At 63.8% G+C, this 25254-nt stretch carries 20 protein-coding genes; 13 read left to right on the top strand and 7 right to left on the bottom strand.

The genetic code is table 11. The features are described 5' to 3' along the window. The first annotated feature begins 80 nt into the window (after nucleotides 1-80). The 7 genes from ACYVHK_RS00505 (at nucleotide 81) to ACYVHK_RS00475 (ending at nucleotide 6926) form a co-directional block, all read left to right on the top strand. A complete protein-coding gene (locus ACYVHK_RS00505; protein ID WP_460526481.1) occupies nucleotides 81-932 on the top strand; it encodes a hypothetical protein in 852 nt (283 codons plus the stop codon). A gap of 129 nt (nucleotides 933-1061) precedes the next feature. Next, nucleotides 1062-2207 carry an imelysin family protein gene (locus ACYVHK_RS00500; protein ID WP_460526479.1) on the top strand — a complete coding sequence of 382 codons (1146 nt, stop codon included), beginning with the start codon at nucleotides 1062-1064 and terminating at the stop codon, nucleotides 2205-2207. 68 nt (nucleotides 2208-2275) lie between these two features. Further along, on the top strand, nucleotides 2276-3685 hold the full coding sequence (locus ACYVHK_RS00495; protein ID WP_460526477.1) for a di-heme oxidoreductase family protein: 1410 nt from the start codon (nucleotides 2276-2278) through the stop codon (nucleotides 3683-3685). 55 nt (nucleotides 3686-3740) lie between these two features. Continuing rightward, nucleotides 3741-4781, top strand: a complete 1041-nt coding sequence (locus ACYVHK_RS00490) for an imelysin family protein (RefSeq protein ID WP_460526475.1) — start codon at nucleotides 3741-3743, stop codon at nucleotides 4779-4781. Continuing rightward, nucleotides 4781-5827 (top strand): DUF1513 domain-containing protein, encoded by a 1047-nt coding sequence (locus ACYVHK_RS00485; RefSeq protein ID WP_460526473.1) that lies wholly within the window; start codon nucleotides 4781-4783, stop codon nucleotides 5825-5827. The genes ACYVHK_RS00490 and ACYVHK_RS00485 overlap by 1 nt, the downstream gene beginning before the upstream one ends. Before the next feature lie 15 nt (nucleotides 5828-5842). Further along, a complete protein-coding gene (locus ACYVHK_RS00480) occupies nucleotides 5843-6172 on the top strand; it encodes a YnfA family protein (RefSeq protein WP_460526471.1) in 330 nt (109 codons plus the stop codon). A 19-nt stretch (nucleotides 6173-6191) separates the two neighbouring features. Then, entirely contained in the window at nucleotides 6192-6926 is a 735-nt protein-coding gene (locus tag ACYVHK_RS00475) for a pseudouridine synthase family protein (RefSeq protein ID WP_460526469.1), read from the top strand. Nucleotides 6927-7061: 135 nt separating this feature from the next. Here ACYVHK_RS00475 and ACYVHK_RS00470 read toward each other — a convergent pair whose 3' ends face one another. From ACYVHK_RS00470 to ACYVHK_RS00460, 3 genes are read right to left on the bottom strand one after another with little or no spacing between them, the layout of a single operon-like run. After that, entirely contained in the window at nucleotides 7062-9005 is a 1944-nt protein-coding gene (locus ACYVHK_RS00470) for a transglutaminase TgpA family protein (protein WP_460526467.1), read from the bottom strand. A 19-nt stretch (nucleotides 9006-9024) separates the two neighbouring features. Further along, nucleotides 9025-10005 carry a DUF58 domain-containing protein gene (locus tag ACYVHK_RS00465; RefSeq protein WP_460526465.1) on the bottom strand — a complete coding sequence of 327 codons (981 nt, stop codon included), beginning with the start codon at nucleotides 10003-10005 and terminating at the stop codon, nucleotides 9025-9027. Beyond that, nucleotides 9986-10912 carry an AAA family ATPase gene (locus ACYVHK_RS00460; protein WP_460526463.1) on the bottom strand — a complete coding sequence of 309 codons (927 nt, stop codon included), beginning with the start codon at nucleotides 10910-10912 and terminating at the stop codon, nucleotides 9986-9988. Before ACYVHK_RS00460 ends, ACYVHK_RS00465 begins: the two co-directional genes overlap by 20 nt. 214 nt (nucleotides 10913-11126) lie before the next feature. On the opposite strand from ACYVHK_RS00460, the gene ACYVHK_RS00455 reads away from it, so the two are divergent. From ACYVHK_RS00455 to ACYVHK_RS00445, 3 genes are all read left to right on the top strand, one after another. Next, the gene (locus tag ACYVHK_RS00455) at nucleotides 11127-12083 is read left to right on the top strand and encodes a histone deacetylase family protein (protein WP_460526460.1); all 957 of its coding nucleotides are present in this window, start codon (nucleotides 11127-11129) and stop codon (nucleotides 12081-12083) included. Continuing rightward, a complete protein-coding gene (locus ACYVHK_RS00450; protein ID WP_460526458.1) occupies nucleotides 12080-13033 on the top strand; it encodes a DMT family transporter in 954 nt (317 codons plus the stop codon). The genes ACYVHK_RS00455 and ACYVHK_RS00450 overlap by 4 nt, the downstream gene beginning before the upstream one ends. A gap of 81 nt (nucleotides 13034-13114) precedes the next feature. After that, a complete protein-coding gene (locus ACYVHK_RS00445; RefSeq protein WP_460526456.1) occupies nucleotides 13115-13960 on the top strand; it encodes a dienelactone hydrolase family protein in 846 nt (281 codons plus the stop codon). A 20-nt stretch (nucleotides 13961-13980) separates the two neighbouring features. Here ACYVHK_RS00445 and ACYVHK_RS00440 read toward each other — a convergent pair whose 3' ends face one another. Then, a complete protein-coding gene (locus ACYVHK_RS00440) occupies nucleotides 13981-14442 on the bottom strand; it encodes a hypothetical protein (protein ID WP_460526454.1) in 462 nt (153 codons plus the stop codon). Between the two features lie 242 nt (nucleotides 14443-14684). Here ACYVHK_RS00440 and sbcB point away from each other — a divergent pair, with 242 nt between their 5' ends. From sbcB to ACYVHK_RS00425, 3 genes are all read left to right on the top strand, one after another. Then, nucleotides 14685-16148 carry an exodeoxyribonuclease I gene (sbcB, locus tag ACYVHK_RS00435; RefSeq protein WP_460526452.1) on the top strand — a complete coding sequence of 488 codons (1464 nt, stop codon included), beginning with the start codon at nucleotides 14685-14687 and terminating at the stop codon, nucleotides 16146-16148. Between the two features lie 168 nt (nucleotides 16149-16316). Next, nucleotides 16317-17195, top strand: a complete 879-nt coding sequence (rfbD, locus tag ACYVHK_RS00430) for an SDR family oxidoreductase (protein ID WP_460526450.1) — start codon at nucleotides 16317-16319, stop codon at nucleotides 17193-17195. Between the two features lie 86 nt (nucleotides 17196-17281). After that, nucleotides 17282-17830 carry a DUF2059 domain-containing protein gene (locus ACYVHK_RS00425; RefSeq protein WP_460526448.1) on the top strand — a complete coding sequence of 183 codons (549 nt, stop codon included), beginning with the start codon at nucleotides 17282-17284 and terminating at the stop codon, nucleotides 17828-17830. A gap of 37 nt (nucleotides 17831-17867) precedes the next feature. On the opposite strand, the gene ACYVHK_RS00420 is transcribed toward ACYVHK_RS00425, so the two are convergent. The 3 genes from ACYVHK_RS00420 to gltB all read right to left on the bottom strand — a co-directional run bounded on the left by ACYVHK_RS00420 (nucleotide 17868) and on the right by gltB (nucleotide 24638). Next, the gene (locus ACYVHK_RS00420; RefSeq protein ID WP_460526446.1) at nucleotides 17868-18602 is read right to left on the bottom strand and encodes a substrate-binding periplasmic protein; all 735 of its coding nucleotides are present in this window, start codon (nucleotides 18600-18602) and stop codon (nucleotides 17868-17870) included. Between the two features lie 120 nt (nucleotides 18603-18722). Then, nucleotides 18723-20135 carry an FAD-dependent oxidoreductase gene (locus ACYVHK_RS00415; RefSeq protein WP_460526444.1) on the bottom strand — a complete coding sequence of 471 codons (1413 nt, stop codon included), beginning with the start codon at nucleotides 20133-20135 and terminating at the stop codon, nucleotides 18723-18725. A 48-nt stretch (nucleotides 20136-20183) separates the two neighbouring features. After that, nucleotides 20184-24638: a glutamate synthase large subunit gene (gene gltB / locus ACYVHK_RS00410; protein ID WP_460526442.1), complete on the bottom strand. Its 4455-nt coding sequence runs from the start codon at nucleotides 24636-24638 to the stop codon at nucleotides 20184-20186. Between the last annotated feature and the right edge of the window lie 616 nt (nucleotides 24639-25254).

Genomic DNA, 25254 nt, shown 5'->3' with positions numbered 1-25254 from the left:
TCTTTCGCCCTTGCACCGGCGCCCCGATCGGCGCCACGCACTATGTATAGCCAATCTGCCCTCGCCGGGATGCCTTGCTGATGCATTTTTCCGATGCCGACACCCGTCACCTGCACCTGCTGCTGGCCGATGCCGCTTCCGGCACACCGCGCCAATGGTGGCATCTGGAGATCGCCGCACGCCGGAACAAGGCCGCACCCAGCGGCAAGGCCAGATTGCTGGGCGGGTTGTTGCGCCTGTTCGGCCCGGGCTGGCTGGCGCCGCAGCTGGACCGTCTGGGCCTGCAGGGCATGGTGCCCTACCGGCTGAGCTTTCCCGCCTGGCACCTCAAACGGGCGGAAGACGCCGCCCTGGCCGCGATCTGCCTGCATGGCACCCTCCTGGGCCTGGGCAGCCTGAATGCCAGCCGTGAACTGTTGCTGATCCTGCTGGCCGTGCTTGGCGGCATCGGCGCCGCCTGCCTGAGTGGTCGCCAGGCATGGCAACTGCGCCAGCAGACACTGGATGCGCAGGCACAGACCGCCGAATCCCTCACCCCCAGCGAATCCGCCCTGGGCCTGACCGGGCTCTTCACGGCGGCCGGCTATCCCTATCCGGCCGCCCTCGCTGCTGCCGAACGGCTGGCGAACCAGCCGGGCAGCATCGGCAAGGCCGAGCTGGAAATGCTGGGCCTGTCTGCGCCCGCCAACGGCGAAGTGATCAGGTTGGCGGGGTATAGCCTGCTGGCATGGCTGCTCGGGGTAACGGCAATAGGCTGGCCATGCTGGCTGACCTCGGCCAACTGGCAGTTTGTCCCGGCGGTACTGGGGGTATATCTGGTGCATTTCGTCAGTGCGGCGCAAAGCACGCGCTACCACTGGCGCCGGCCCAGCCAGCACGCACTGGCCGGCCTGGCCTGCTTTGCCGCGGGCCTGCTGATTCATCGACTTTAAAACCACGCAACCAGGCCGCCGACCTGCATTTACTTGATAACAATTCCTATTACTTTTAACATTATTCAATGATTTTGCTGCAATCCCCTTTCACATCTCCAACCTTGGCCCGCTAAGAAGGATTCCTTCATGCCCTTGTTTCGTCGTTCCCTGATCGCTGTAGCCCTGATCGGCAGCCTGTTTGCCCAAGCCGAAACGGTCACCCCCAACGCGGTGGCGGGGCACTACGCCAACATCGTCCACGCCAGCTACCTCGACTCGATCCAGAGCGCCAAGCAGATGCAGACCAGCATCGATGCCTTCCTGGCCGCGCCGTCGGAAGATACGCTGAAAGCCGCCAGGGCCAGCTGGGTTGCAGCCCGCGAATACTACGGCCAGACTGAGGCCTTCCGCTTCTACGGCGGCCCGATCGATGCCGAAGATGGCCCGGAAGGTCGCATCAATGCCTGGCCGATGGACGAGGCCTATGTGGACTACGTCAAGGGCAAGCCCAAGGCAGGCCTGATCAACAACCCCAAGGCCAAGATCACCCGCGAAGTCCTGATTGCTGCCAATGAAAAGGGCGGCGAAGAGAACATCAGCACCGGCTGGCACGCGATCGAATTCCTGCTGTGGGGCCAGGACCTGAGCGTCGATGGCCCGGGCGCCCGTTCGGCGACCGATTTTGTGGACGGCGGCAAGCCGAACGCCGAACGCCGTCGCAGCTACCTGAAGATCGTCACCCAGTTGCTGGTCGACGACCTCGACAGCGTGGCCAAGGCCTGGGAACCCAATGCCAGCAATTACCGCAGCAAATTCGTCAACGACGACGCCTCGATCCAGAAGATGCTGACCGGCCTCGGTGCCCTGTCCCGCGGTGAGCTCGCCGGTGAGCGCATGGAAGTCGCACTGGCTTCCAAGTCGCAGGAAGACGAACACAGCTGCTTCTCCGACAATACCCATCGCGATATCGTCAACAACGCCAAGGGCATCCAGAATGTCTGGGAAGGTCGCTACAAGCGTGCCGATGGCAGCGACCTGACCGGTCCCTCGCTGCGTGACCTCGTCGCCAGCAAGGACGCCAAGATCGCCGAGAAGACCAGCACCGACATCGCCGGTTCGCTGAAGCTGGCGGAAGAGATCCAGGCACCGTTTGATCGCGAGATCACCGGCAAGAACAATGCACCAGGCCGCAAGCGGGTCCGTGCCGTGATCGATGCGCTCAAGCTGCAGGCCAACGATCTGGTTCAGTCGGCCAAGGTACTGGGCATCAAGAACTTGAACACCAAGGTCTAAGCACTTATCCTGCTTCGCCTCGGGGCACGGCCTGCATCAGGCCGTGCCCTTTTATGTTGATTGAACCTATGAAACCGCTACTTCCCCTGTTATTGATCGCCGGCACCGTCACCGCTGGCACCGTGCTGGTCAACGACATCGTCGTCCCGCCATTCACCACCGCAGAAACCTTGCCCGGCGGCGACACCACCGTCTTCGACACCGGCAAGAACGCGCTTGCCTTGCCCAGCGCGACCTTGAACGACGCGCAACGCACCACCTTCGTGATCGGCAACTCCTTCTTCAAGAAGAACTGGGTGGAAGCCCCCTCCTCGACTACGGCCCGTGATGGCCTGGGACCGCACTTCATCGCGCGCTCCTGCGGCAGTTGCCACGGTGAGGATGGCCGCGGCGCTCCGCCGAAATTCGAGAACGGCCTGCAGACCGAGCAGCCGCTGGCGCTGCTGTTCCGCCTGTCCATTCCCGGCAAGGACGCGCACGGCGGCCCCAAGCCCGAACCCACCTATGGCGGTCAGTTCGGCAATGACGCAGTGGCTGGCGTCAAGCCTGAAGGCCAGGTGCAGATCCGCTATGACGAGATCCCCGGCCAGTTTGCCGATGGCGAACCCTACAGCCTGCTCAAGCCGACCTACGCCTTCTCCGATCTGGGTTACGGCCCGATGCATCCCTCGGTCGAAGTCTCGCCGCGTATCGCGCCGCAGATGACCGGCATGGGCTTGCTGGAAGCGATCAAGGAAAGCGACATCGAAGCCAACGCCCGCCGCCAGTCCGAAGCCGGCCAGGGTGTGCGCGGTCGTACCAATCGCGTCTGGGACGCCTACGCCAGGAAGACCGTACTCGGCCGTTTTGGCTGGAAGGCCAACGTCGGCAGCATCGCCCACCAGTCTGCGGGCGCTTTCCACGGCGACATCGGCATCACCTCCAGCCGCTTCCCGCAGGAAGAATGCACCGCGAAGCAGACCGATTGCCGCAAGGCGCCACGCGGCGGCCATCCGGAGATCACCGACAAGATCCTCGATCAGGTGATCTTCTACAGCCGGACCCAGGCCGTACCGGCGACCCGCAACCTGGAAGACCCGCGCGCGCAACGTGGCCGCACGCTGTTCTACCAGGCCCAGTGCGCCGTCTGCCACGTACCCAGCTATGTCACGGGCGACTTCAAGGCCATCCCGCAACTGGGCAAGCAGACCATCTACCCCTATACCGACCTGCTGCTGCACGATATGGGTGAAGGTCTGGCCGACAACCGCCCGGACTTCCTGGCCGGTGGTCGCGACTGGAAAACGCCCCCGCTGTGGTCGCTGGGCATGATCCCCGTCGTCAATGGCCACACCCGCTACCTGCACGATGGCCGTGCCCGCAACCTGATGGAAGCGGTCCTGTGGCACGGTGGCGAGGCGGAACCCGCCAAGCAGTTCGTGCTCAAGCTGTCCCGGGATGACCGGGAAAACCTGATCCGTTTCCTGCAATCACTGTAAGGTTTTGGCGTCCCTTCCGATCGGCGGGGACGCTCCAAGCAAGAGGAAGATGCCCATGCTACGCCGCACCCTGCTCGCCCTGCCGCTGACCACCGTCCTGATCGGCGCCGCCAGCGCTGCCGAACTGGACGCATCAGCCACCGTTGCCAACTGGCAAGCCCAGCAACTGCCACGGATACAGGCACTCAATGAAGGCGGCAAGGCGCTGAACGACAGCATGGCCGCACTGTGCCTGCGCAAGACAACCGGCAATATCGATGCCGCACGACGTGCCTGGCAGCAGACCTACCAGGCCTGGCGCGCCGTCGAATCGCTCCCCAGCGGCCCCATCCTGAGCCGCCGTACCGCCTGGCAGATTGATGTCTGGCCCGCCAAGCCCGCCAAGGTTGAAGAAGCAGTCCGCCTGGTAGAGAAGGATGCCGCCATCGCCGATAGCGTCGGCGCAGCCGCACAGGGCCTGCCGGCACTGGAGTACCTGCTGTGGGGCGACGACCGGGCCCAGGCCCAGTTGGGTCGCCTGCAATTCCGCCAGCGCTGCGAATATGCCGCTGCCCTGGCCACCGAGATCGCCACCGAAAGCGACGGCCTGCTGAAGGAATGGCAGAGCTACGCCGCAACGCCGCTGGACCACGACGCCGGTCGCCAGGCCTTCGAGGAAGGGGTCAACCTGCTGGCTGCCAGCCTGGAAGCACTGCGTGACAAGAAACTGGCCCACCTGGGTAGCGCCAAGCAGAGCAAGCAACTGAGCCGGCAGGAGTTCGACGGCTGGCGCAGCCGCAGTACCCGTGCCGGCCTGGAAGCCACGCTGGACGCCATCGAAGGCCTGTTCTTCATCGCCCGCAAGGGTCAGAGCTTTGCCGACCAGTTGGTACAGGCCGACAAGCCCATCCTGGTGCGCCGCCTGCGCGAGGAATTCGCAACCAGCCGCAGCCTGCTGGCCAAGCTGCCAGCCGACCTGGCCGGCAGCTTGGCCGCCAACCCGGCCTTGGCCCAGCCGCTGCTGGATTCCTTCAAGCACCTGCAACAGCTGGTCGAGCTGCAAGTGGCCGACGCCGTGGGCGTCACCATCGGCTTCAAGGACAGCGACGGCGACTGATGCTGACGCGCCGCGACTTCCTCGCAGCCAGCATGGGTGTGGCGGCCATGCCACTCTATGCGGCTAGCAGCCAGCCAGGGCCAGTGGTCCTGTCCGCCGGCTGGCGAGGGCCGCGCGGCTGGTGTGCCGGTAGCCTTGAGCACACCGGCATCGAGCTGCCCAAGCGCGGCCATGTGCTGGTGCCCGACCCCTTGCGGCGCAAGCAGGCCATCGTGGTCGCACGCCGGCCGGGCTACTATCTGGCGCGCATGGACTGGCAGGCCGGCAAGCTGATGCAGCTGTTCGAACTGGAAGACGACCGCAACCTGGTCGGCCACGCCGTATTCAGCCCGGACGGACGCTACCTGATCACCGCCGAGACCGACGAGCGCCGCGGCGAAGGGCGGCTGGCCATACGGGACGCCCGTACGTTCAAGCGGCTCGATGATCGTCCCAGTCACGGTGTTGGCCCCCATGAAATCCTCTGGCTGGATGCCCACACGCTGGCAGTCGCCAATGGAGGCATCCTGACGCTGCCGGAAACCGGCCGCTACAAGCGCAATATCGAGCGCATGAACCCTTCGCTGGTCACCATAGACTGGCGCGATGGTGGCCTGCTGGCGGAATACCAGTTGCCCGATCCCCAGTTGTCCATCCGCCATCTGGCATTGACCCGCGACGGCACGCTCGGCGCCGCGCTGCAGAACGAAGGCTCGACGACGGCGGCCATGCTGGCCATCCTGCGCGATGGCGAGTTCCGCCTGGCCGAAACACCGCCCGAGCTGGCGCTGGCCATGCATGGCTACGCCGCCAGCCTGTCGGCCCTTGATGATCGCCTGCTGATGAGTTGCCCGCAGGGCAACCTGCTGACCGAATGGGACAGCCAGGGTCGCTTGACGGCCCGACAGGCCCTGTCGCGCGTGTTCGGCACGGCGGCGGTCAACGGTGAATGGTGGGCCAGTGGCGAGGATGGCGATCTATGGCGACTGCGCCCGGGCAATCTGGAAATCATCGAAAGCCGGCAGGTCCCCGGCATGAGCTGGGATAATCACCTCACCGTCGTGTGACGGACGAGGTTACGCATGCCCACCCTCCAGCCCCTGCTGCTCTATGCGCTCACCGCCCTGGCCGAGCTCGTTGGCTGCTTCCTGCCCTTGCTGTGGCTGCAAGGCAAAGGTAGCCCCTGGCTGCTGCTGCCCGCAGCGCTGAGCCTGATCGCCTTCGTCTGGCTGCTAAGCCTGCATCCGACCGCCAGCGGTCGGGTCTACGCGGCCTATGGCGGTGTCTACATCGGCATGGCCCTGGCCTGGCTATGGCTGGTCGACGGCATCCGCCCCAGCCAGGCCGATTGCCTGGGCGTCGGTCTGGCGCTTGCCGGCGCGTTGATCATCATGGGCCAGACACGTAGCTGACCCCTTACTGGCGAACCGCATGTACACCCATCCCGTGCTATACCGCGACGAACAGCTCGTTGCCATCCACAAACCCAGCGGCCTGCTGGTCCACCGCAGCGAGATAGACCGGCGCGAAACCCGCTTTGCGCTGCAGGAAGTCCGCGACCAGCTGGGCCAGCGAGTCCATGCGATCCATCGCCTGGACAAGGGCACCTCCGGCATCCTGCTGTTCGGTCTGGATGCCGATAGCGCGCGGGCGGTATCTCGCCAGTTCGAAGCCGGCAGCGTGGACAAGCGCTATCTCGCCATCGTCCGTGGCTGGCCGGACAGCGAAGGCGAAATCGACCACGCGCTGAGCCGCCAGTACGATGACTACGAACGTGCACCGGATACCATCGCTCCGCCACAGGATGCCCTGACCCGCTTCAAACGCCTGGCAACCATCGAGCTGCCACATAGCGTCGACCGCTATCCCAGCAGCCGCTATGCCTTGCTGGAACTCGATCCGGTCACCGGCCGACGCCACCAGTTGCGCCGCCACCTCAAGCATCTGTCCCACCCCATCATCGGCGACGCTACCTATGGCAAGGGTAGACACAATCGATTGTTTACCGAGCTGTATGGCAGCCAGCGCCTGCTGCTAGCCTGTACCCGCCTGGCCTTTGACCATCCGGTCAGCGGCACCCGGGTCACCGTCGACGCCCCGCTGGCCGACGAATTCCAGACCCTGTGCGAGACGCTGGGCTGGGCGGCATGCCTGCCTGCCCAATAATTAGGCAGCCTCCGATACCACCTTGCCGGCCAGTCACTTAAGCGGCCTATCCACAGGCTGTGCACATGCTTGTCCCGGGATCCCTGTGCATGGCCAGCCTGCGCAAAGCTTGCCTCACGCCTCGGCGGATACCGCTCAGCGCCCGAATTGCCGTATCAGGGATTGCAGCTCGATCTGCCGGGATTCGCTGCCGTAACGCACGGCCAGATAGGCTGCCAGGATGGCTTCAAGCGGTGCAGCCTGCTCCGGCAAAGTGGCGATCGCCCGGGAGATGAAGTCCTTCGGCCCTTCGGCCGCCCCGGGCTGCAGGCCACGCCGCGCCAGCTTGCGGCATAGCTGCTGCCAGGCTCGTTGCGCCGGGTCCAGCTTGGGCGGCCGCATCCGCCACAGCAGCCAGCTTGCCGGCACTGCAATCAGCACCAGCAGACCGCCGAAGAACCAAGCCACGAAGCGACCCGAAGCCAGGTTGTCGATACCCAGCTCCGCCAGCAGTTGCCGTTGCCGCTCCGGCGTATAGCCCACCACCCACTGGTTCCAGCCATTCACCGCACTGTCGAGCAACAAGCGTACGCGCTTGACCAGATTGCCATCCAGGCGCAGCAGATAGGGCAGTTCTTCCTCTGGCACCGCCGAGGCCAATCCTTCCTGGATTCGAGCCGGTGCCACCTCGAAGGTCGGATCGACCCGCCGCCAGCCCTCGCCTTCCAGCCAGACCTCGGTCCAGGCGTGGGCATCGGCCTGGCGGACGATCAGGTAGTCGCCATTGCTATCCCCGCCCTGGTAGCCGCCGACCACGCGGGCCGGCACGCCCGCCGCCCGCAGCATGAAGGCGAAGGAACCGGCGAAATGCTCGCAGAAGCCCTGTCGGCCGTTGAAGACGAAGTCATCGACCGCGTTGTTGCCATAAAGCGGTGGCGTCAGCGTGTACTGCAAGCGCTGACTGCCAAAGAAGCGCAGCGCCGCGTTGACCCGCTCTGCGGGCAGCAGGGTCCGCCACTCCGCCGCCACGGCACGCGCGCGCGGATTACCTCCCGGTGGCAGCGCGAGGGCGCGGGCGATCAGGTCCGGCCGCTCCACCTTCGCCAGCCGATACTGCGCCAGCGCCGTCAGGTCTAGCCGCAGGCGTTTGTCGACCGTTCGACGCGCAATCAGTTGGGCACGGTCGGTCAAGCGCCCCTCCTGCGGTGCCACCGCCGGCAGGTCCAGTGCCAGCAGCCAGGGACGGTAGTGCGGCTCCAGCGTGATCGCATAGCGCACTACTGCGTTGCCGATCGGTTCGATCTTCGGGGCCGTCTCGCCACTGGCTGGCGCCTGGCTCCAGGTACGTCCGTCGTAGTCATCGAAGACCGGCCCGCGCCAGTACAGCGACTCCTGCGCCGGTCGCGCTCCATCGAATACCACCCGGAACGCCACTTCGTCGTTACGCGACATCGATGAAAAACTGCCCGGCGACATGCTGTCGGCCAGGCCGGAACGGGCAGCCCCCCGGTCCTGCGGCAAGCGCCACAGCGGTCCCTCCATGCGCGGGAAGAACACGAACAGCAGCGCCATCACCGGCAAGGCCTGCAGCATCAGCACGCCGGCAAAGCGCATCTGCCCCAGCACCAGCCGCCAGCGTCCGGTCCAGCCCTCGAGCGTATGCCAGCCCACCAGCAGGGTGGTGATCAGCAGCACCATCAGGCTCAGGTACAAGGCCATGCCCACGGTCTGGTCGAACAGGAAATTGGTGACGACCAGGAAATAGCTCAGATAGATCAGGAGCAGGGCGTCGCGTCGACTGCGCGTCTCCAGCAGCTTGGCGCCGATCAGTGCCGCCAGCACCGCCACTCCTCCGGTACGGCCCAGCAGTGTCCGGTAGTAGACGAACACACCCGCCACCAGCAAGAAGGTGATCGGCAGCAGCACCCAGCGCGGCGGCATGCGGCCCTGTACCTTGACCAGCCAGGCACGCCAGCCAAACAGGACGAGCAGGGCAGCCAGCAGCCACCAGGGCAGGCGGCCGGCATGAGGCAGCAGCACGCCGGCCAGCACCGCCAGCATGGCAAAGCTCTGGTTACGGTCCAGTCGCTCCACGTTCACGCGCCCGCTCCCTGGCCGCTCATGTCTTCTCCCCATACAGGGCCAACGTCGCCAGGCAGGCGGCGCGATGGGCCTCGCCCTGGTCGGGCGCCAGCGTCTGCGAAGGCAACTGCAGGCCGTAGGCCAGCTCGCGTGCTTCGGCGATCAGCACCCAGGCGGTCAGGCGCGACAACCGGGCCTCGACCGTCATCTCCACAGGCAAGTCCGCCCAGTCCAGCCACAGCGCGGCAGCGGCCTCACCCTGGAATTCCTTGACCATTAAGGCGTCCTCGCGCGCCGCTACCTTCCAGGCGATATGTCGCGGCGAATCGCCGCGCTGGAACGGCCGCAGACCGGCAAAGTCATCCTGCCCACGCGGCGTTGAACGCCCCGTTCCTTCGCCGTCGGCTGCCGTCGGCAGGTCCGGGGGCATCAGCTCCGCCCTTGGGTAGACCAGCGCTCGCTGGTCGAAATACGCATAGGACCAGGCCTGGAAGATGCCGAGCGGCCAATGGGTCTCGATCCGCAATCGCGGCACCGACAACCAGCCACGCTGCTCGGCGGGCAGGCTCAGCCAGACACGGCTGCTGTCGGTCGCCGCCACATCGCAGGCGTCGGACAACTCGCCATAGCGCAGCACCAGGTTGTGCCGGGCCAGGCGACCGCGGTTTTCCAGCACGATCTCGAAACGGGCCGTTTCACCGACAAAGCAGGCCTCGACCTTGCCTGGCGCGATATCGAGCCCCAGCAGATTACGGAAAGTATGGAAGATGGATACCACCGCCATGGCTGACAGCAGGAACACCAGCAGGTAGACCAGCGCCAGATCGTAGTTGATCGCCCCGCCCAGCATGGCGAGCAGCACCAGGCAGAACACCATGCCGCTGCGGCTGAGGAAGATATAGACACGGTTCTGGCTCAGGTGCTGGCTGCGGCTGCCACGAGGATGGCGACGTAACAGCCAGGCCTGCCATCGCGCCTGGAATGCCCGCCGCAAAGGCTCAGGGAATGGCGACATCATGCAGCAGCTTGTTCACCAGTTCCGGCTGCGGCCGATTGCTGGCCCGTGCCAGCAATCGATGGGTGGCAACCGGGCCGAACACCGCCTGGACGTCTTCCGGTATCACCATGTCACGCCCTGCGAGCAAGGCCCAGGCGCGGGCCGCCGCCAACAGGCCCAGCGCCGCACGCGGCGAGAGGCCGTTATGGAACACATCGGTCTCGCGGGTAGCGCGGCACAGTGCCTGTACATAGTCGACCAGCGCCGGCGCCACATGGACGCGACGCACGGCCGCCTGGAAACCCGCCAACGCCGCCGCATCCATGGCCGGCCGCGCGTCGCGCAACATCTCTCGCCTGTCCTCACCCAGCAGCATGGCCCGTTCGGCCGCCGCGTCCGGGTAACCCAGCGTGATACGCATCAGGAAACGGTCCAGCTGGGATTCCGGCAAGGGGAAGGTCCCGATCTGGTGTGAGGGATTCTGGGTCGCGATCACGAAAAAGGGTTCGGGCAACATGCGCGTCTCGCCATCGAGCGTGACCTGCCGCTCCTCCATCGCCTCAAGCAGGGCCGACTGGGTCTTGGGCGTGGCACGGTTGATCTCGTCGGCCAGGACCACCTGGCTGAAGATCGGTCCCGGATGGAAGCGGAACACATGGTTGTCCCGGTCATAGATCGACACGCCGATCAGGTCGGCCGGCAGCATGTCGCTGGTGAACTGCACGCGCTGGAACAACAGGCCCAGCGTCGCGGCCAGGGCATGCGCCAGCGTGGTCTTGCCGACACCGGGCACGTCTTCGATCAGCAGGTGGCCGCGCCCCAGCAGGCAGGCCAGCGCCAGCCGGGTTTCCCGCGGCTTGCCCAGGATATAGGCGTCCAGCTGGGCCAGGACGGCATGAAGCGGGGCGAGCGAAAAACGATCTGGCATGGCGGTTTCTTGTCGGCAGGTTAGGTCAGTATTGCAGGCAACGGCACGGCACGATGCTATTGGTTTATACCACCCCGGGCCGTAAACTGTGCGCAGGAGACAGCGTTCAAATAACACGGGGACACGGTAGGCTTGCCACCGCTGCGCCACTACGACGTCGGTATGCCGGCTTGGTTCATTGCAGAACCGGATCGGTCGCCGAGGAGAATCCACCTTGCTTAGTTGGCTGGCCCGCAAGATCACCGGTAATGCCCCCACCGCTTACCTGACCCACCCTGACTGTGCACTGCATGACATGGGTAGTCACCATCCGGAATGTCCCGACAGGCTGGCGGCCATCCAGGACCGGCTGATCGCAGCCGGCCTCTGGGATCATCTGCTGCAGGTCGAGGCCCCGCTGGTACGCCGCGAGCAGCTGGCACTGGTTCACCCCCCCCGCTATGTCGAAGCGCTCGACCAGGCCTCGCCCAGCCATGGCATCGTCCATCTCGACGGTGACACGGTCATGGGCCCGCACACCCTGCAAGCCGCCTGGCGTGCTGCCGGTGCCGTGGTCAAGGCGACCGACCTGGTGATCGACGGTAGCGCCGCCAATGCCTTCTGTGCCGTCCGCCCGCCGGGCCATCATGCCGAGTCCTGCAAGGCCATGGGTTTCTGCTTTTTCAACAATCTCGGCGTAGGGGTTGCGCACGCCTTGAGTCGCGGCCTCGAACGCGTGGCCGTGGCGGATTTCGACGTCCATCATGGCAACGGGACCGAGGAACTGTTCCACGACAATCCCCGCGTGCTGATGGTCTCGACCTTCCAGTCCCCCTTCTATCCCTACAGTGGCGAGAAGGCGATGGGACCGAACATGCACAACGTCCCGCTGAAGGCCGGCAGCCGCGGCGACACCTTCCGCGCCGCGGTCGAGTCGGAATGGCTACCGGCATTGCGAGCCTTCCAGCCGCAGATGCTGTTCATCTCGGCGGGTTTCGATGCCCACCGTGAAGACGACATGGCCAGCATGGGCCTGGTGGAGGACGACTACGCCTGGGTCACCGAGCAACTGATGGATATCGCGGCCGAATTTGCCGAGGGACGCATCGTCTCGGTGCTGGAAGGTGGCTACGATCTCTCGGCGCTGGGCCGCAGCGCCGCCGCGCATATCAGGGTACTGGCAGGACTATGAACCGTCTGGAGGCCGCCCCCGTTGCAGCCCCCGGCCAGGCCTACGCCTATCTGCTGTTGATCCTGACCAGCCTGTTCTGGTCAGGCAATTTCGTGGTTGCGCGCGCTGCCCACGCCGCCATTCCGCCCATGGCATTGAGCCTGGGCCGCTGGCTGATCGCGCTGCTGATCCTGCTGCCATTCGCCAGCCGCCGCGCCTGGCGGGACCGGGCCCTGCTGCGCAAGCAATGGCGACGTATCACGGCGCTGGCGGCTGTCGGTGTCGCCGGTTTCAACTCGCTGGCTTACGCCGGCCTGCAATACACCAGTGCCACCAATGCCGTCCTGACCAATAGCTTCATCCCCATCCTGATCCTGCCCTTGAGCGCCCTCTTCCTGCACGAGCGCATCGACCGTCGTCAGATTGCCGGCGTCCTGATCAGTTTTGTCGGCGTGATGTTCATTTTCAGCCATGGCCAGCTCGGCAAGCTGCTGGCACTGGACCTTAACCATGGCGACATACTGCTACTCCTGGCAGCACTGGACTGGGCGATCTATACCCTGCTGCTGCGCGGTCTTGACCCCGCGATCGACCGCCTTGGCCTGCTCCTGGCCCTGGTAGTGCTCGGCATCCTATTCATCGCCCCCTGGACCGCCTGGGAGTGCCTGCAAGGCCGGTCTTTCGCCTGGAATGGTGGCAATCTGGCAACCTTTCTATACGTCGGCATCTTCCCCTCGGTGCTCGCCTATCTGTTCTACAACCATGGCGTACAGCGGGTCGGGGCGAGTCGGGCGGGCAGTTTCATTCACCTGATGCCGGTATTCGGCAGCGTCCTGGCGGCCATTTTCCTCGGTGAGCGCTTTGACTGGTTCCACAGTATCGGCATCGCAGGCATCTTTGGCGGCCTGCTGTTGTCGAGCTACCGGCGCACCGGCCACGCACCGGTCAGGACAGCCAGGCAACTACCGTGACAGCGGCACTGGTGTAGAACCATTTGCCCGATGCACACTCCCAACCCGCAAACCTGTTCAACCTCATCAAGGAGCAAGGCAGTGGCAGAGACCGACAACAAGACGACATTCAGCCGCCGGGATTTCATGGTCAGTTCGCTGGCCACCGGCTTTGCCCTGGCGGTATTACCCGATGCACAGGCGGAAGTGATCGTAACCGACAGCAAGGGCCTGCTGGCGGGCGAAGTGAAGATACCGGTGGAAGGTGGCGAGATTCCCGCCTATCGGGCGGCGCCCGAGGGTAAGGGGAATTATCCGGTCGTCCTGGTCGTGCAGGAGATTTTCGGCGTCCACGAGCACATCCGCGACGTCTGCCGTCGCCTGGCCAAGCAGGGCTATTTTGCCATCGCGACCGAGCTGTACGCCCGGCAGGGCGATGTGTCCAGGCTCGAAGACATCAAGGCCATCCAGGGCGTGGTCGCCAAGGTGCCGGACGCCCAGGTGCTGTCGGATCTGGACCGGACCGTCGCCTGGGCCAAGGGCCAGGGGGCCGATACCAAGCGACTGGCCGTGACAGGATTCTGCTGGGGTGGCCGGATCACCTGGCTCTATACCGCACACAATCCCGACATCAAGGCCGGGGTGGCCTGGTATGGCAGGCTGGTCGGCCAGCCTGGCGAATTGACGCCTCGCCACCCGGTCGACCTTGCCAAGGAACTCAAGGCGCCGGTATTGGGCCTCTACGGCGGGGCCGATACCGGCATCCCGCTCGATACGGTCGAGAAAATGCGGGAAGCCCTCAAAGCCGCCGGCAAGCCGGGCGAGATCGTCGTTTATCCCGATACGCCCCATGCCTTCAATGCTGACTACCGGCCCAGCTACCGTAAGGAAGCCGCCGATGATGGCTGGCGGCGCATGCTGGCCTGGTTCAAGCAGAACGGTGTCTAAGACACCGTGTGGCGGTCAGCTCAGCAGCTGACCGCTGCGGCAACACCGCGGCCACCGGCATGCTTGTTGGTCAGCACGCGCTTGTTCTGGCTTTGACGGTTGGTTTCGCGAACCGGTGCCGTCTTGCTGCCTTCGACCTGGCGCAACTGCTCGCCGCGGAAGCGGGCGGCCTGGGCACGGAAGGCGACGGCCTGCTGCTTGTAATGGGCCAGCAGGTCACGGATTTCCTGCGGCACCATCAGGTTTGAAGGACGCTTGGCCATGGATTCGGCCAACTGGTCGAGCTGAGCAGCCTGGGCTTCATAGCTCTGCGCACGCATCTCCGGCGTCTGGTTGTACCAGAGGTTGGGCACCAGCACGATGCTGCCGGTATCCAGGTATCGGTATTTCAGTTGCCCGCAACGAAACGGATCAGCGCCCTCCAGCAGCAACTCATGAGGGCGGCTGCGATCCAGGGTTTGCTGAAACAACGGGGTATCCATATTGCGCTCCAGTAGTAGGGGTCTCGCGGTCCATGCGGCCACGCATGTAAGACAAAACGCACGAGATGGACGCTAGTTGACCGCAGTTGACATGAACAGATACTGAAATTGCATTTCGCAATATCCGCTGCCGTCGCTGCGCGCCGATTTGCCTTGTCGCCGCCAGCCTCTTAGAGTGCCGCCTGTATAACATTGGCCAGGTCGCCTCAAAGGCCGGCCCGGCTTGAGGAGAGACCCCGCGCATGGCCCAGACACCGACCTTCTTCTGGCACGACTACGAAACGTTTGGCATTAATCCCAAACAGGACCGGCCGGCCCAGTTTGCCGGTGTGCGCACCGATATGGACCTCAATGTCGTTGGCGAACCGGTCGAGTTCTTCTGCCAGCCCAGCGACGATTTCCTGCCAGACCCAGTGTCGGTGCTGATCACCGGCATCACACCGCAAATGGCACAGGCGCGCGGCATACCGGAACATGAGTTCGTCGCCCGTATCCATGCCGAACTGGCTGCACCGGGTACCTGTGGCCTGGGCTACAACACCCTGCGCTTCGACGACGAACTCACTCGCCACCTGTTCTGGCGCAATCTCTACGATCCCTACGCACGAGAATGGCAGAACGGCGGTTCACGTTGGGATTTGCTCGATTGCGTGCGGGCCACCTTCGCCTTCCGGCCGGAAGGCATCAACTGGCCCCGGCATGAGGATGGCCGCGTCTCGTTCAAGCTTGAGCAACTGACTGCCGCCAATGGCTTGGCGCATGAGACCGCGCACGATGCGCTGAGCGATGTACTGGCGACGATCGCCTTTGCTCGCCTGATCAAGACCCAGCAGCCCCGGCTGTTCGACTTCTGCTATCGCCTGCGCAAGAAGGATGCGGTCACGGCCGAGATCGGCTCGCTCGATGGCCACCCCTTCCTGCACGTCTCCGGCATGTACCCCACCGCCCAAGGGTGCCTCGCGCCGGTCGCGTCGCTGGCCTGGCACCCGACCAACAAGAACGAGCTGGCCGTCTGGGACCTGCAGTACGATCCCGCCGAGTTGTTCGACCTGAACGCCGAACAGATCCGCAGCCGGCTGTTTACCCGCAGTGCCGACCTCGCCGAGGGCGAGACCCGTCTCGCCATCAAGACCATCCATATCAACAAGGCCCCGGTCGTCGTCGGCAACCTCAAGACCCTCAGCGCCGAGCGCAGCGAACAGTTGCAGCTCGACATGGGCAAGGCGCAGCAGCATGCCCGGCAATTGGCCGGCCTGCTGCAGACGCACGGCAAGTCCTTTGCCAGTACCTTGCGCCAGGTCTACAGCCGTGACGGCGCACCCAGCGGGCCGCGCGATGTGGATGCCGCGCTTTACGACGGCTTCGTGGGCGATGGTGACAAACGCAAGCTCGACAAGCTGCAGGGCCTCTCCGGAACCCAACTGGCGGGAACCGCCAGCAGTTTCGACGATGCACGCCTTGAAGAGGTGCTGTTCCGCTACCGCGCCCGCAACTGGCCGGACACGCTGAGCGAGACCGAACGGGCTCGCTGGCAGCAGCATCGCAGTGAACGGCTGATTGATGGTGGCCACGGTGGGCTGCATCGCGCCGGCCTGGCGGAAAAGCTGGCCCAGTTGCGCCTGGAGCGTGCCGCCGAACCCCAAGCCCTTGCGCTGCTGGATGCGGTGGCCGAGTTTGCCGAGCAGCAATGCCAGGGCCTAGGCTAAAGAGACGCGCCATCAGCCTGCACATGAAGCTTCAACCTACCGCCCGGCACCATAGGCGCCAAGCGGCCCGGTTTATCGACGGCTTACCGCTGACGGGTTCCGCGCCCCGTGCTCGCGGCAAGCGCGAGCCCCGAGCGATGTGGCCATCATTTTCTTTGAGGATGCACCATGCAACACACCATCTTGCTGACCGGCGTGAACGGTCAGGTCGGCTTTGAACTGCAACGCAGCCTGCAAGGCCTGGGCACCATCCACGCACCACAACGTGGCGAGCTGGATCTCGCTGATCCCGACGCCATCCGCAAGCTGGTCCGCGCGCTCAAGCCCAGCCTGATCGTCAATCCGGCGGCCTATACCGCCGTCGACAAGGCCGAGAGCGAAACCGGGCTCGCCCAAGCCATCAATGCCACCGCCCCGCAAGTACTGGCCGAAGAAGCCCGGCGCCTGAGCGTTCCACTGATCCACTATTCCACCGACTATGTGTACTCCGGCGAAGGCGGCAAGCCCTGGCAGGAGAGCGATCCGGTCGCACCACCGAATGTCTATGGCGCCAGCAAGCTGGCCGGCGAGGAAGCCATACGAGCCAGCGGCTGTGACCACCTTATCCTGCGTACCAGTTGGGTCTATGGCGCACGCGGCAAGAACTTCCTGCTGACCATGCTCAAGTTGGGCCGCGAACGCGACGCGCTGAACATCGTCGGTGACCAGATCGGTGCGCCGACCTGGAGCCGTACCATCGCCACCCTCACCAGCCATATCGTCGCCAGCCGGCCGGACTGGGCCGCCGTCAGCGGAACCTACCATCTGGTCAACCAGGGCACGACCAGTTGGCACGGCTTTGCCGAGGCCATCTTCGCCCTCGCGGCGGCGCAAGGTGACAAGGTCCCCGCAACGCTGGGTGCCATCGCGACCGAGGCCTACCCGACCCCCGCCAAGCGCCCTAAGAACTCGCGACTCGACCTCGCCAAGCTGGAATCAACCTTCGGCCTGGTGCCGCCAAGCTGGCAGGATGCCCTCGCCCTCTGCTTTGCCGAAGTCCCACGCTGACCCGGCCACCGGTTTCATCTCCAGGCCACCGCAGAGTGGCCGTTATCTACAATGACCAATCACGAACCAGAATGAGGAAGCACGCCATGAAAAAGCTGTTGCAGCTGTCGCTGGGCCTGGTCGCGGCCCTGATGCTCGGTAACGCACGGGCGGATGAGGTATCGGCCGAGAAGCGCCAGGCGATCCAGGAGCTGATCGACACCATGAACATCAAGGCCATGATGCCGCAGATGATGGCCCAGATCACCGCGCAGTCCGGCGCCATGATGAAGCAGACGGCCAGCACCGCCATCGAGCAGAACAAGCGGCTCAGCGCCGCACAGCGCAAGTCGGCGCTGGCGCAACTGGACAGGGAGCTGCCCGCGCTACAGGCTGATTTCAATAGCAGTATCGCGAAGCTGGATATGGCGAGCTTGATGGATGAGGTGATGTACAGCGTCTACGGCAAGTACTTCGAAACCCAGGAGATAAGGGACATCAACGCCTTCTACCAGTCGCCCACCGGCAAGAAGCTACTGGCCCAGATGCCGCTGGTCATGCGCGACACCATGCAGATCACCATGAGCCGCATGGGGCCGATGGTCAACGAGGTGATGGAAAAAACCCTGGCACGCCACCAGGCAGACAAACCCTGATCAACAGGGAGCGGGGGGCGGACGGTATTGCCCGCCTTCAGGGATTCAGGCCTGGCGCCACGATCCGGATGGCCGCATTGATGCGGCCCATGGTTTCCTGATCAAGCTGCTGGCTACACATCAGGTAACGTTTCAAGCCTTGCGGGCTGTCCGGAAAATCCACCCGGACGAGGCCGATCTCGGTCACCTCGCGACGCTGATCCAGAAACCGCAAATCCTCTTGATCGATCAGCATGTAGTCGGCCCGCCGTGCGGAGACCATCTTGGCCAGTTGCAGCGGGGCCACGGTGGTGCGCATGGCGGGCCGCGGCATGTCGGCAATCATTTTGTCCAGTTCCGGACCGTAAGACACACCATCCACAGTTCCCATCGTCAGGCGGGTATCTGCCAGCAAGGCGCGCAGCGACTTTTGCCCCTGTATCGCCATCAAGGCATGCGCACCGGCCAGCACCACCTGCGGCTTGTCCTGGTGCATGGCCAGCGAAAACCGTGCATACGCCTCCCGTTCCGGCAATTTGTACCAGCCGGGAGAGCAGATGGGGTGGCGATTGGCCTGGATATCCGCAGTCAGCCGCTTGGCCGGGATCTCCGCATAGCGGACCGGCACCTTGGCCACCCGGAAGATTTCCTCAGTCCGTTCCAGCAGGAAACCCTTGGGCATGCCGTTCTCCGTATAGCTATATGGCGGCTTGTCGCGGTACTCGATCAGTACCGACTGGACCGCCAACGCCGGCAGCGGCAGGCATATCAACAAAGGAAATAGGATTTTCATGGTTTGATCCAGGCCAAGCAGGTGGCCGATCAACGAGCCGGGTATATGAAAAGTATATCAACGCCGCACAGCAAAACGGCACGGTAACCCGTGCCGCTCTGTTTCCACGACGTTGGTATATTACCAGACGCCCATATACTCCAACATGCCTTCTGCTGCCTGGCGGCCTTCGAACACCGCCCGCACCACCAGGTCGGCGCCGCGGACCTGATCGCCACCCGCGAACACCTTGGGATGACTGGTCTGGTGCTTGTAGGTCTGGCGCTCCCGGGCAACGGTACGGCCGCGCTCGTCAACCGCAATCCCGTGAGTCTCGAACCATTGTTCCGGCTTGACCTGGAAGCCAAAGGCGATGATCACGTGATCGCACTCGATAATCTCTTCCGAGCCCGGCACCACGACCGGCGAGCGACGCCCCTTTGCATCCGGCTCACCCAGCTGGGTTGTCACCAGCTTCACGCCCAACACGCCATTGCGCTGCACGATCTCGACCGGCTGACGGTTCCACAGGAAGTTCACCCCCTCCTCCTTGGCGTTGGCGACCTCACGCTTGGAACCCGGCATATTCGCTTCGTCGCGACGATAGGCACAGAACACCTGGGCCGCGCCCTGGCGGATGCTGGTACGGTTGCAGTCCATGGCGGTATCGCCACCACCCAGCACCACCACCCGCTTGCCTTCCATGTTCTGGTGCCGCTCACCTTCCGGCAGCGTCTCCATACGATGGCGGATGTTGTTGACCAGAAAAGGCAGCGCTTCCAGCACGCCCGGCAACTGCTCGCCGGGGAAGCCACCCTTCATGTACTCGTAGGCGCCCATGCCCATGAAGACCGCATCGTAGTCAGCCAGCAAGGTCTCGAACTCGACATCGGTGCCGATCTCGGTATTGAGCCGGAATTCGACGCCCATTTCTTCGAGTATGCTGCGACGGCGACGGACGATGTCCTTCTCCAGCTTGAACTCGGGAATGCCAAACGTCAGCAGTCCGCCAATTTCTTCATAGCGGTCAAAGACAACCGGGCTCACGCCGTTGCGTACCAGCACATCCGCCGCCGCCAGACCTGCAGGCCCGGCGCCGATGATGGCGACACGCTTGTCGGTCTTGACCACCTTGGACATGTCCGGCCGCCAACCCTGCTTGTAGGCTTCGTCGGTGATGTACTTCTCCACCGAACCGATGGTCACCGCGCCGAAGCCGCCTTGATTCAAGGTGCAAGCACCTTCGCACAGCCGGTCCTGCGGGCAGACCCGGCCGCAGATTTCCGGCAGGGAGTTAGTCTTATGGCTCAGCTCGGCCGCCTCGAACAACTTGCCTTCCTCGACCAGCTTGAGCCAGTTGGGAATGTAGTTGTGGACCGGGCATTCCCATTCGCAGTACGGGTTGCCACAGCTCAGGCAGCGGCCGGCCTGGTCGGTTGCGTCGCTCTTTTGCAGCGGCGCGTAGATCTCGATGAACTTGCGGCGACGGAAATCGGCTTCGAACTTCTGGCCTGGATCGCGCGGCAGGTTGAGGAACTTGAATACGTCACCCATGACGGTTTCCCTTTACCCCCGCAGCCACTTGGGCTGCGGGTGGCGTAATTAGTCTTTCAGGAGGCTTTCGATCTTGGCGGCCTTCGGTTTGACCAGCCAGAAGTAGTCGACGTAGTCGTCGAAGTCCTCCAGGATCTGGCCACCGATCACCGAACCCGTCAGTGCGACGTGCTGCTCGATCTTTTCCTTGAGGAAGGCGCGGTACTGGCCCATGGCCTCGCCATTGATCAGGTGGATATCGATCAGCTCGTTGTTGTAGCGATAGGCGAATTTCTCGTCGCGGTCGTAGACGAAGGCAAAGCCCCCGGTCATGCCGGCACCAAAGTTGATCCCCGTCTGGCCCAGTGCGATCACGCAACCGCCGGTCATGTATTCGCAACCGTGGTCGCCCATGCCTTCCACCACCGCCAGCGCACCGGAGTTGCGCACCGCGAAACGCTCGCCGACCAGGCCCGACGCATACAGCTCGCCACCGGTCGCCCCGTACAAGCAGGTATTGCCGATGATGGTGCCCTCGTGCGGCAGGTACATCACGCCCTCTGGCGGATACACCACCAGTCGGCCACCGTTCATACCCTTGCCTACGTAGTCGTTGGCATCGCCTTCCAACGTCAGGTTCAGGCCCTTGGCGTTCCAGACGCCAAAGCTCTGCCCTGCCGAGCCCTTCAGTCGCACATCCAGCGTGCCCTCCGGCAGGCCATCGGCACCGTGCTGGCGGGCAATCTCGCCGCTCAGTCGCGCACCAATGGAGCGGTTGATGTTGCGTACCACGTACTCGAGCGTCGTCGCCGTCCTGCTGCTGATGGCCGGCAACGCATCCTTGAGCATCTTCTCGGCCAGTTCGCCCTTGTCGAAGCTCGGGTTGCCCTCGGTCACGCAGAAGCGCGGCTCCTCCTCGGGGATAGTGCCCTGGCTCAGCAGCACCGCCAGATCCAGTTGGCCCTGGCGAGGGCTTTCGCCTTGCAGCAGGTCCAGGAGATCGGTGCGGCCGATCAGCTCGGTCATGGAGCGGATACCGAGCTTGGCCATCCACTCGCGGGTCTCGCGGGCGATGAAGGTGAAGTAGTTCACCACCATCTCCGGCAAGCCGGTGAAGTACTTGGAGCGCAGCTTGATCTCCTGCGTCGCCACACCGGTTGCACAGTTGTTGAGGTGACAGATTCGCAGGAACTTGCAGCCGAGCGCCACCATCGGGCCGGTGCCGAAGCCGAAGCTCTCGGCGCCCATGATGGCGGCCTTGATCACATCGAGGCCGGTCTTGAGGCCACCGTCGGTCTGCACCCTCACCCGGCCGCGCAGGCCGTTGGCACGCAATACCTGCTGCGCCTCGGTCAGGCCCAGCTCCCACGGCGAGCCGGCGTACTTGACGCTACTGAGGGGGCTGGCACCGGTACCGCCGTCGTAGCCGGAAATCGTTATCAGGTCGGCGTAGGCCTTGGCGACGCCGGCGGCCACGGTGCCGACACCCGGCTCCGCCACCAGCTTGACCGACACCAGCGCCGAGGGGTTGACCTGCTTGAGGTCAAAGATCAGCTGGGCCAAATCCTCGATCGAGTAGATATCGTGGTGCGGCGGTGGCGAGATCAGGCTGATGCCTTCCTTCGCATGACGCAGCCGCGCGATCAGGCCGCTGACCTTGTCACCCGGCAACTGACCACCTTCACCCGGCTTGGCACCCTGCGCCACCTTGATCTGCAGTACTTCGGCGTTCACCAGGTAGTGCGGTGTCACACCGAAGCGGCCCGACGCCACCTGCTTGATCTTGGACATCCGGACCGTACCGTAGCGGGCCGGGTCTTCCCCGCCTTCGCCGCTATTGGAACGGCCGCCGAGGCGGTTCATGCCCTCGGCCAGCGCCTCATGCGCCTCCGGCGACAAGGCGCCCAGCGACATGCCGGCCGAATCGAAACGCTTGAGGATGGCCTCCAGCGGCTCGACTTCGTCGACTGGAATCGCCTGGGCCGGATCAACCTTGAGCTTCATCAGGTCACGCAGCATGGCGACCGGACGGGTGTTCACCAGCTCGGCGTAGCGCAGGTATTCGGCATAGTCGCCGTTCTGCACCGCCTTCTGCAGTTGCATGACCACGTCCGGGTTGTAGGCGTGGTATTCCTCGCCGAACACATACTTCAGCAGGCCGCCTTGCGAAATCGGTCGCATCGGGTTGTAGGCCAGCTTGTTCAGCGAGCGCATGTCGGCGTCAAAATCCGCAAAGCCCGCACCGCCGACCCGGCTGACAGTAAACGGCATGCAGGTTTCGACAATCTCATTCGCAATGCCGACAGCCTCGAACAACTGCGCGCCACGGTAGGACGCCACAGTCGAGATCCCCATCTTCGACAGCACCTTCAGGAGGCCCTTGTTGATGCCCTTGCGGTAGCGGCTCATCGCCTCTGACTGCTTGTCCTTGATCACGCCAGCCTGCATCAGGTCGGAGATGACTTCATAGGCAAGATAAGGGTGAACAGCAGTCGCGCCGTAGCCGATCAGGCAGGCAAACTGGTGCGGATCCCGCGCTGTAGCGGTATCCACCAGCAGATTGGTCTTGCACCGCAGGCCGGCGTTGACCAGCGCGGTATGCACCGCACCGGTGGCAAACAGGGCGTGGATAGGTATGCGTCCCTTGCCGATATGGCGGTCGGACAGCACGGCAATCGCGATGCCTGCGCGCGAAGCCGCCACCACCTGCTCGGTCAGCGCGGCGATCGCCCCCCTGAGGTCGGTCGTCTCGGCGTCGTAACAGATATCGAAGGTCTGGGCCTTGAACTGCGCATCCTCATGATGCGTGAGCAGCTTGAACTTCTCGAAGCTCAATACAGGACTGCTGACTTCGATGCGCTTGGCGTGGTCGGCCGTCTCTTCAAAGATGTTCTTTTCCGAACCGAACACGGTGTTGAGCGACATCACCACGGCTTCGCGGATCGGATCGATCGGCGGGTTGGTGACTTGGGCGAACTGCTGGCGCAGGTAGTCGTAGGGCGAGCGCACCTTCTGCGACAACACCGCCATCGGCGTATCGTCACCCATCGAGCCCACGGCTTCCTGCCCTTCCTCGGCCAGGACGCGGATCACCGCATCGCGCTCCTCAAAGCTGACCTGGAACTGCTTCTGGAACACGTTGAGCTGGTCGCGCGACAACTCCGGCCGGCCGCTGTCCTCGTCCATCGAGAGTTCCAGGCGGGTGGCGTACTGTTTGATCCAGCGCCGGTACGGGTGAGCGGACTTGAGCTTGATATCGATCTCGTGCGGCAACAGCAACTGGCCGGACTGCAGGTCAACCGCCATGATCTGGCCAGGCCGCACGCGACCCTTCTTCACCACATCCTCGGGCTTGTAGTTCCACACGCCGATCTCGGACGAAATGGTCAGGTGACGGTCACGCGTCAGCACATAACGGGCTGGGCGCAGGCCATTGCGGTCCAACATGCAACCGGCGTAACGACCATTGGTCAGCACGATGCCGGCGGGGCCATCCCAGGGCTCCATATGCATGGAGTTGTATTCGTAGAAGGCGCGCAGTTCCTTGTCAGTGGTATCGACGTTCTGCCAGGCCGGCGGCACCAGAAGGCGCAGGGCGCGGAAGAAATCGATGCCGCCCATCAACAGGCCTTCCAGCATGTTGTCGAGACTCATCGAGTCCGAACCATCGGTCTGCACGATGGGGCGGATGTCGTCCATGTCCGGAATCAGCGGCGAGGCCATGATGGCTTCGCGCGCCCGCGCCCAGGAACGGTTGCCGGAGATGGTATTGATCTCGCCGTTGTGCGCCACATAGCGGAACGGCTGGGCGAGCTTCCACTGCGGCCAGGTATTGGTCGAGAAGCGCTGGTGAAACACCGCCAACGAAGAAGCAAAACGCTCGTCCTGCAGATCGGGGAAGAACACCGGCAGGTTCTCGGGCGTCACCAGCCCTTTGTAGGAGATCGTATGGGCCGACAGAGTCGGGATATAGAAGCTGCTGTCGCCGTGGTTGGCCTTCTCGGTCAGACGGCGGCCGATATACAGCCGACGCTCGAAGCTGGCGGCATCCATATGGGCCGGACAGTTCACGAACACCTGGGCAATGGCCGGCAGGGTCTTGAGCGCGTATTCGCCGCAGGCGCGGGTATCGGTCGGTACGGTACGGAAGCCGGCGACTTCCAGCCCTTGCTCTTCGAGCTGGGCCTTGAGGGTTGCGAGCGAGGCTTTGCCCAGCTCCAGGTCGGCGCTGTGGAACACCAGGCCGGCGGCGTAGTGATGCGCCAGCTCCAGGCCTTTTTCCTTGGCCACGGTGCGCAGGAAGCTGTCAGGCTTGCGGAACAGCAAGCCGCAACCGTCACCGGATTTACCGTCAGCCGCGACGGCACCACGGTGGGTCAAATTGGCCAGCGAGGAAATCGCGGTCGAGACCAGCCAGTGCGACGGCTTGTCATCCATATTCGCAATCAGGCCGAAGCCGCAGGAATCCTGCTCGAAGCTGGGGCGGTAGAGCGTGCCGTCAAGGCGGCGCTGTCTGTCATCCATGTGCGTGATACCCGTGTACGTGCGGAGCGACATAGGGCAATGCGCGCGGCTTGTGGCTGCAGCATGCTCTCATCACCCCTTTTTCTGGGGAGCGGCGCCTGGGTCCGGCCGGCGTGGAAACACGCGGGGGGATGCGTTGCGGCCAACCTGTCGAGGTTCGCTCGATTCGGTGGCGGACATCGCGCGGGTGTCGCGATGCGGGAGGGGCAACGGCGTTGGGGTCGGCTAACAGCCAGCCAGGCACGTCGAAAACAAAGCCTGCCGAACTCCATTGAGTTCTGACAGGCTTGAACGATTCTAGCGGAGCGATGGCTGCCTGCGCAATGCTTTTGTGCAGCGCATGATTCTTTTTAAATCAAACACTTAACTACTTATAACTGTCAAAGATTTTCAACAGATCGACAGATTATGACGAAAATGCGACCAAAGGGGCTTTGTAGTCATGCTTGACATGACAACGTATGCAATCGGGGATAACGGCAACGATCAGAGGAATCTGCCGACGGATCGAACCAGGCCCTCTCCGGCAGTCTGGTCTGTTATGCGGCTAACGCCGCCGTATCCGCGGTGACAGCTGCTAAACCGACAACCTCCACGCTACGGTGCAGATAGGGCA

This window comes from Chitinimonas naiadis (genome assembly GCF_054780835.1).
Note: the sequence above shows the minus strand (reverse complement) of the source record. Positions and strands in the feature narration are given on the sequence as shown.

What these genes read in the sequence shown, in the direction of transcription:
- ACYVHK_RS00475 (WP_460526469.1), top strand. Translation starts at nt 6,192, where the DNA reads ATGTACACCCATCCCGTGCTATACCGCGACGAACAGCTCGTTGCCATC.
- ACYVHK_RS00425 (WP_460526448.1), top strand. Translation starts at nt 17,282, where the DNA reads ATGAAAAAGCTGTTGCAGCTGTCGCTGGGCCTGGTCGCGGCCCTGATG.
- sbcB (WP_460526452.1), top strand. Translation starts at nt 14,685, where the DNA reads ATGGCCCAGACACCGACCTTCTTCTGGCACGACTACGAAACGTTTGGC.
- ACYVHK_RS00485 (WP_460526473.1), top strand. Translation starts at nt 4,781, where the DNA reads ATGCTGACGCGCCGCGACTTCCTCGCAGCCAGCATGGGTGTGGCGGCC.
- ACYVHK_RS00465 (WP_460526465.1), bottom strand. Translation starts at nt 10,005, where the DNA reads ATGATGTCGCCATTCCCTGAGCCTTTGCGGCGGGCATTCCAGGCGCGA.
- ACYVHK_RS00460 (WP_460526463.1), bottom strand. Translation starts at nt 10,912, where the DNA reads ATGCCAGATCGTTTTTCGCTCGCCCCGCTTCATGCCGTCCTGGCCCAG.
- ACYVHK_RS00505 (WP_460526481.1), top strand. Translation starts at nt 81, where the DNA reads ATGCATTTTTCCGATGCCGACACCCGTCACCTGCACCTGCTGCTGGCC.
- rfbD (WP_460526450.1), top strand. Translation starts at nt 16,317, where the DNA reads ATGCAACACACCATCTTGCTGACCGGCGTGAACGGTCAGGTCGGCTTT.
- ACYVHK_RS00440 (WP_460526454.1), bottom strand. Translation starts at nt 14,442, where the DNA reads ATGGATACCCCGTTGTTTCAGCAAACCCTGGATCGCAGCCGCCCTCAT.
- gltB (WP_460526442.1), bottom strand. Translation starts at nt 24,638, where the DNA reads ATGGATGACAGACAGCGCCGCCTTGACGGCACGCTCTACCGCCCCAGC.
- ACYVHK_RS00495 (WP_460526477.1), top strand. Translation starts at nt 2,276, where the DNA reads ATGAAACCGCTACTTCCCCTGTTATTGATCGCCGGCACCGTCACCGCT.
- ACYVHK_RS00450 (WP_460526458.1), top strand. Translation starts at nt 12,080, where the DNA reads ATGAACCGTCTGGAGGCCGCCCCCGTTGCAGCCCCCGGCCAGGCCTAC.
- ACYVHK_RS00500 (WP_460526479.1), top strand. Translation starts at nt 1,062, where the DNA reads ATGCCCTTGTTTCGTCGTTCCCTGATCGCTGTAGCCCTGATCGGCAGC.
- ACYVHK_RS00480 (WP_460526471.1), top strand. Translation starts at nt 5,843, where the DNA reads ATGCCCACCCTCCAGCCCCTGCTGCTCTATGCGCTCACCGCCCTGGCC.
- ACYVHK_RS00420 (WP_460526446.1), bottom strand. Translation starts at nt 18,602, where the DNA reads ATGAAAATCCTATTTCCTTTGTTGATATGCCTGCCGCTGCCGGCGTTG.
- ACYVHK_RS00490 (WP_460526475.1), top strand. Translation starts at nt 3,741, where the DNA reads ATGCTACGCCGCACCCTGCTCGCCCTGCCGCTGACCACCGTCCTGATC.
- ACYVHK_RS00415 (WP_460526444.1), bottom strand. Translation starts at nt 20,135, where the DNA reads ATGGGTGACGTATTCAAGTTCCTCAACCTGCCGCGCGATCCAGGCCAG.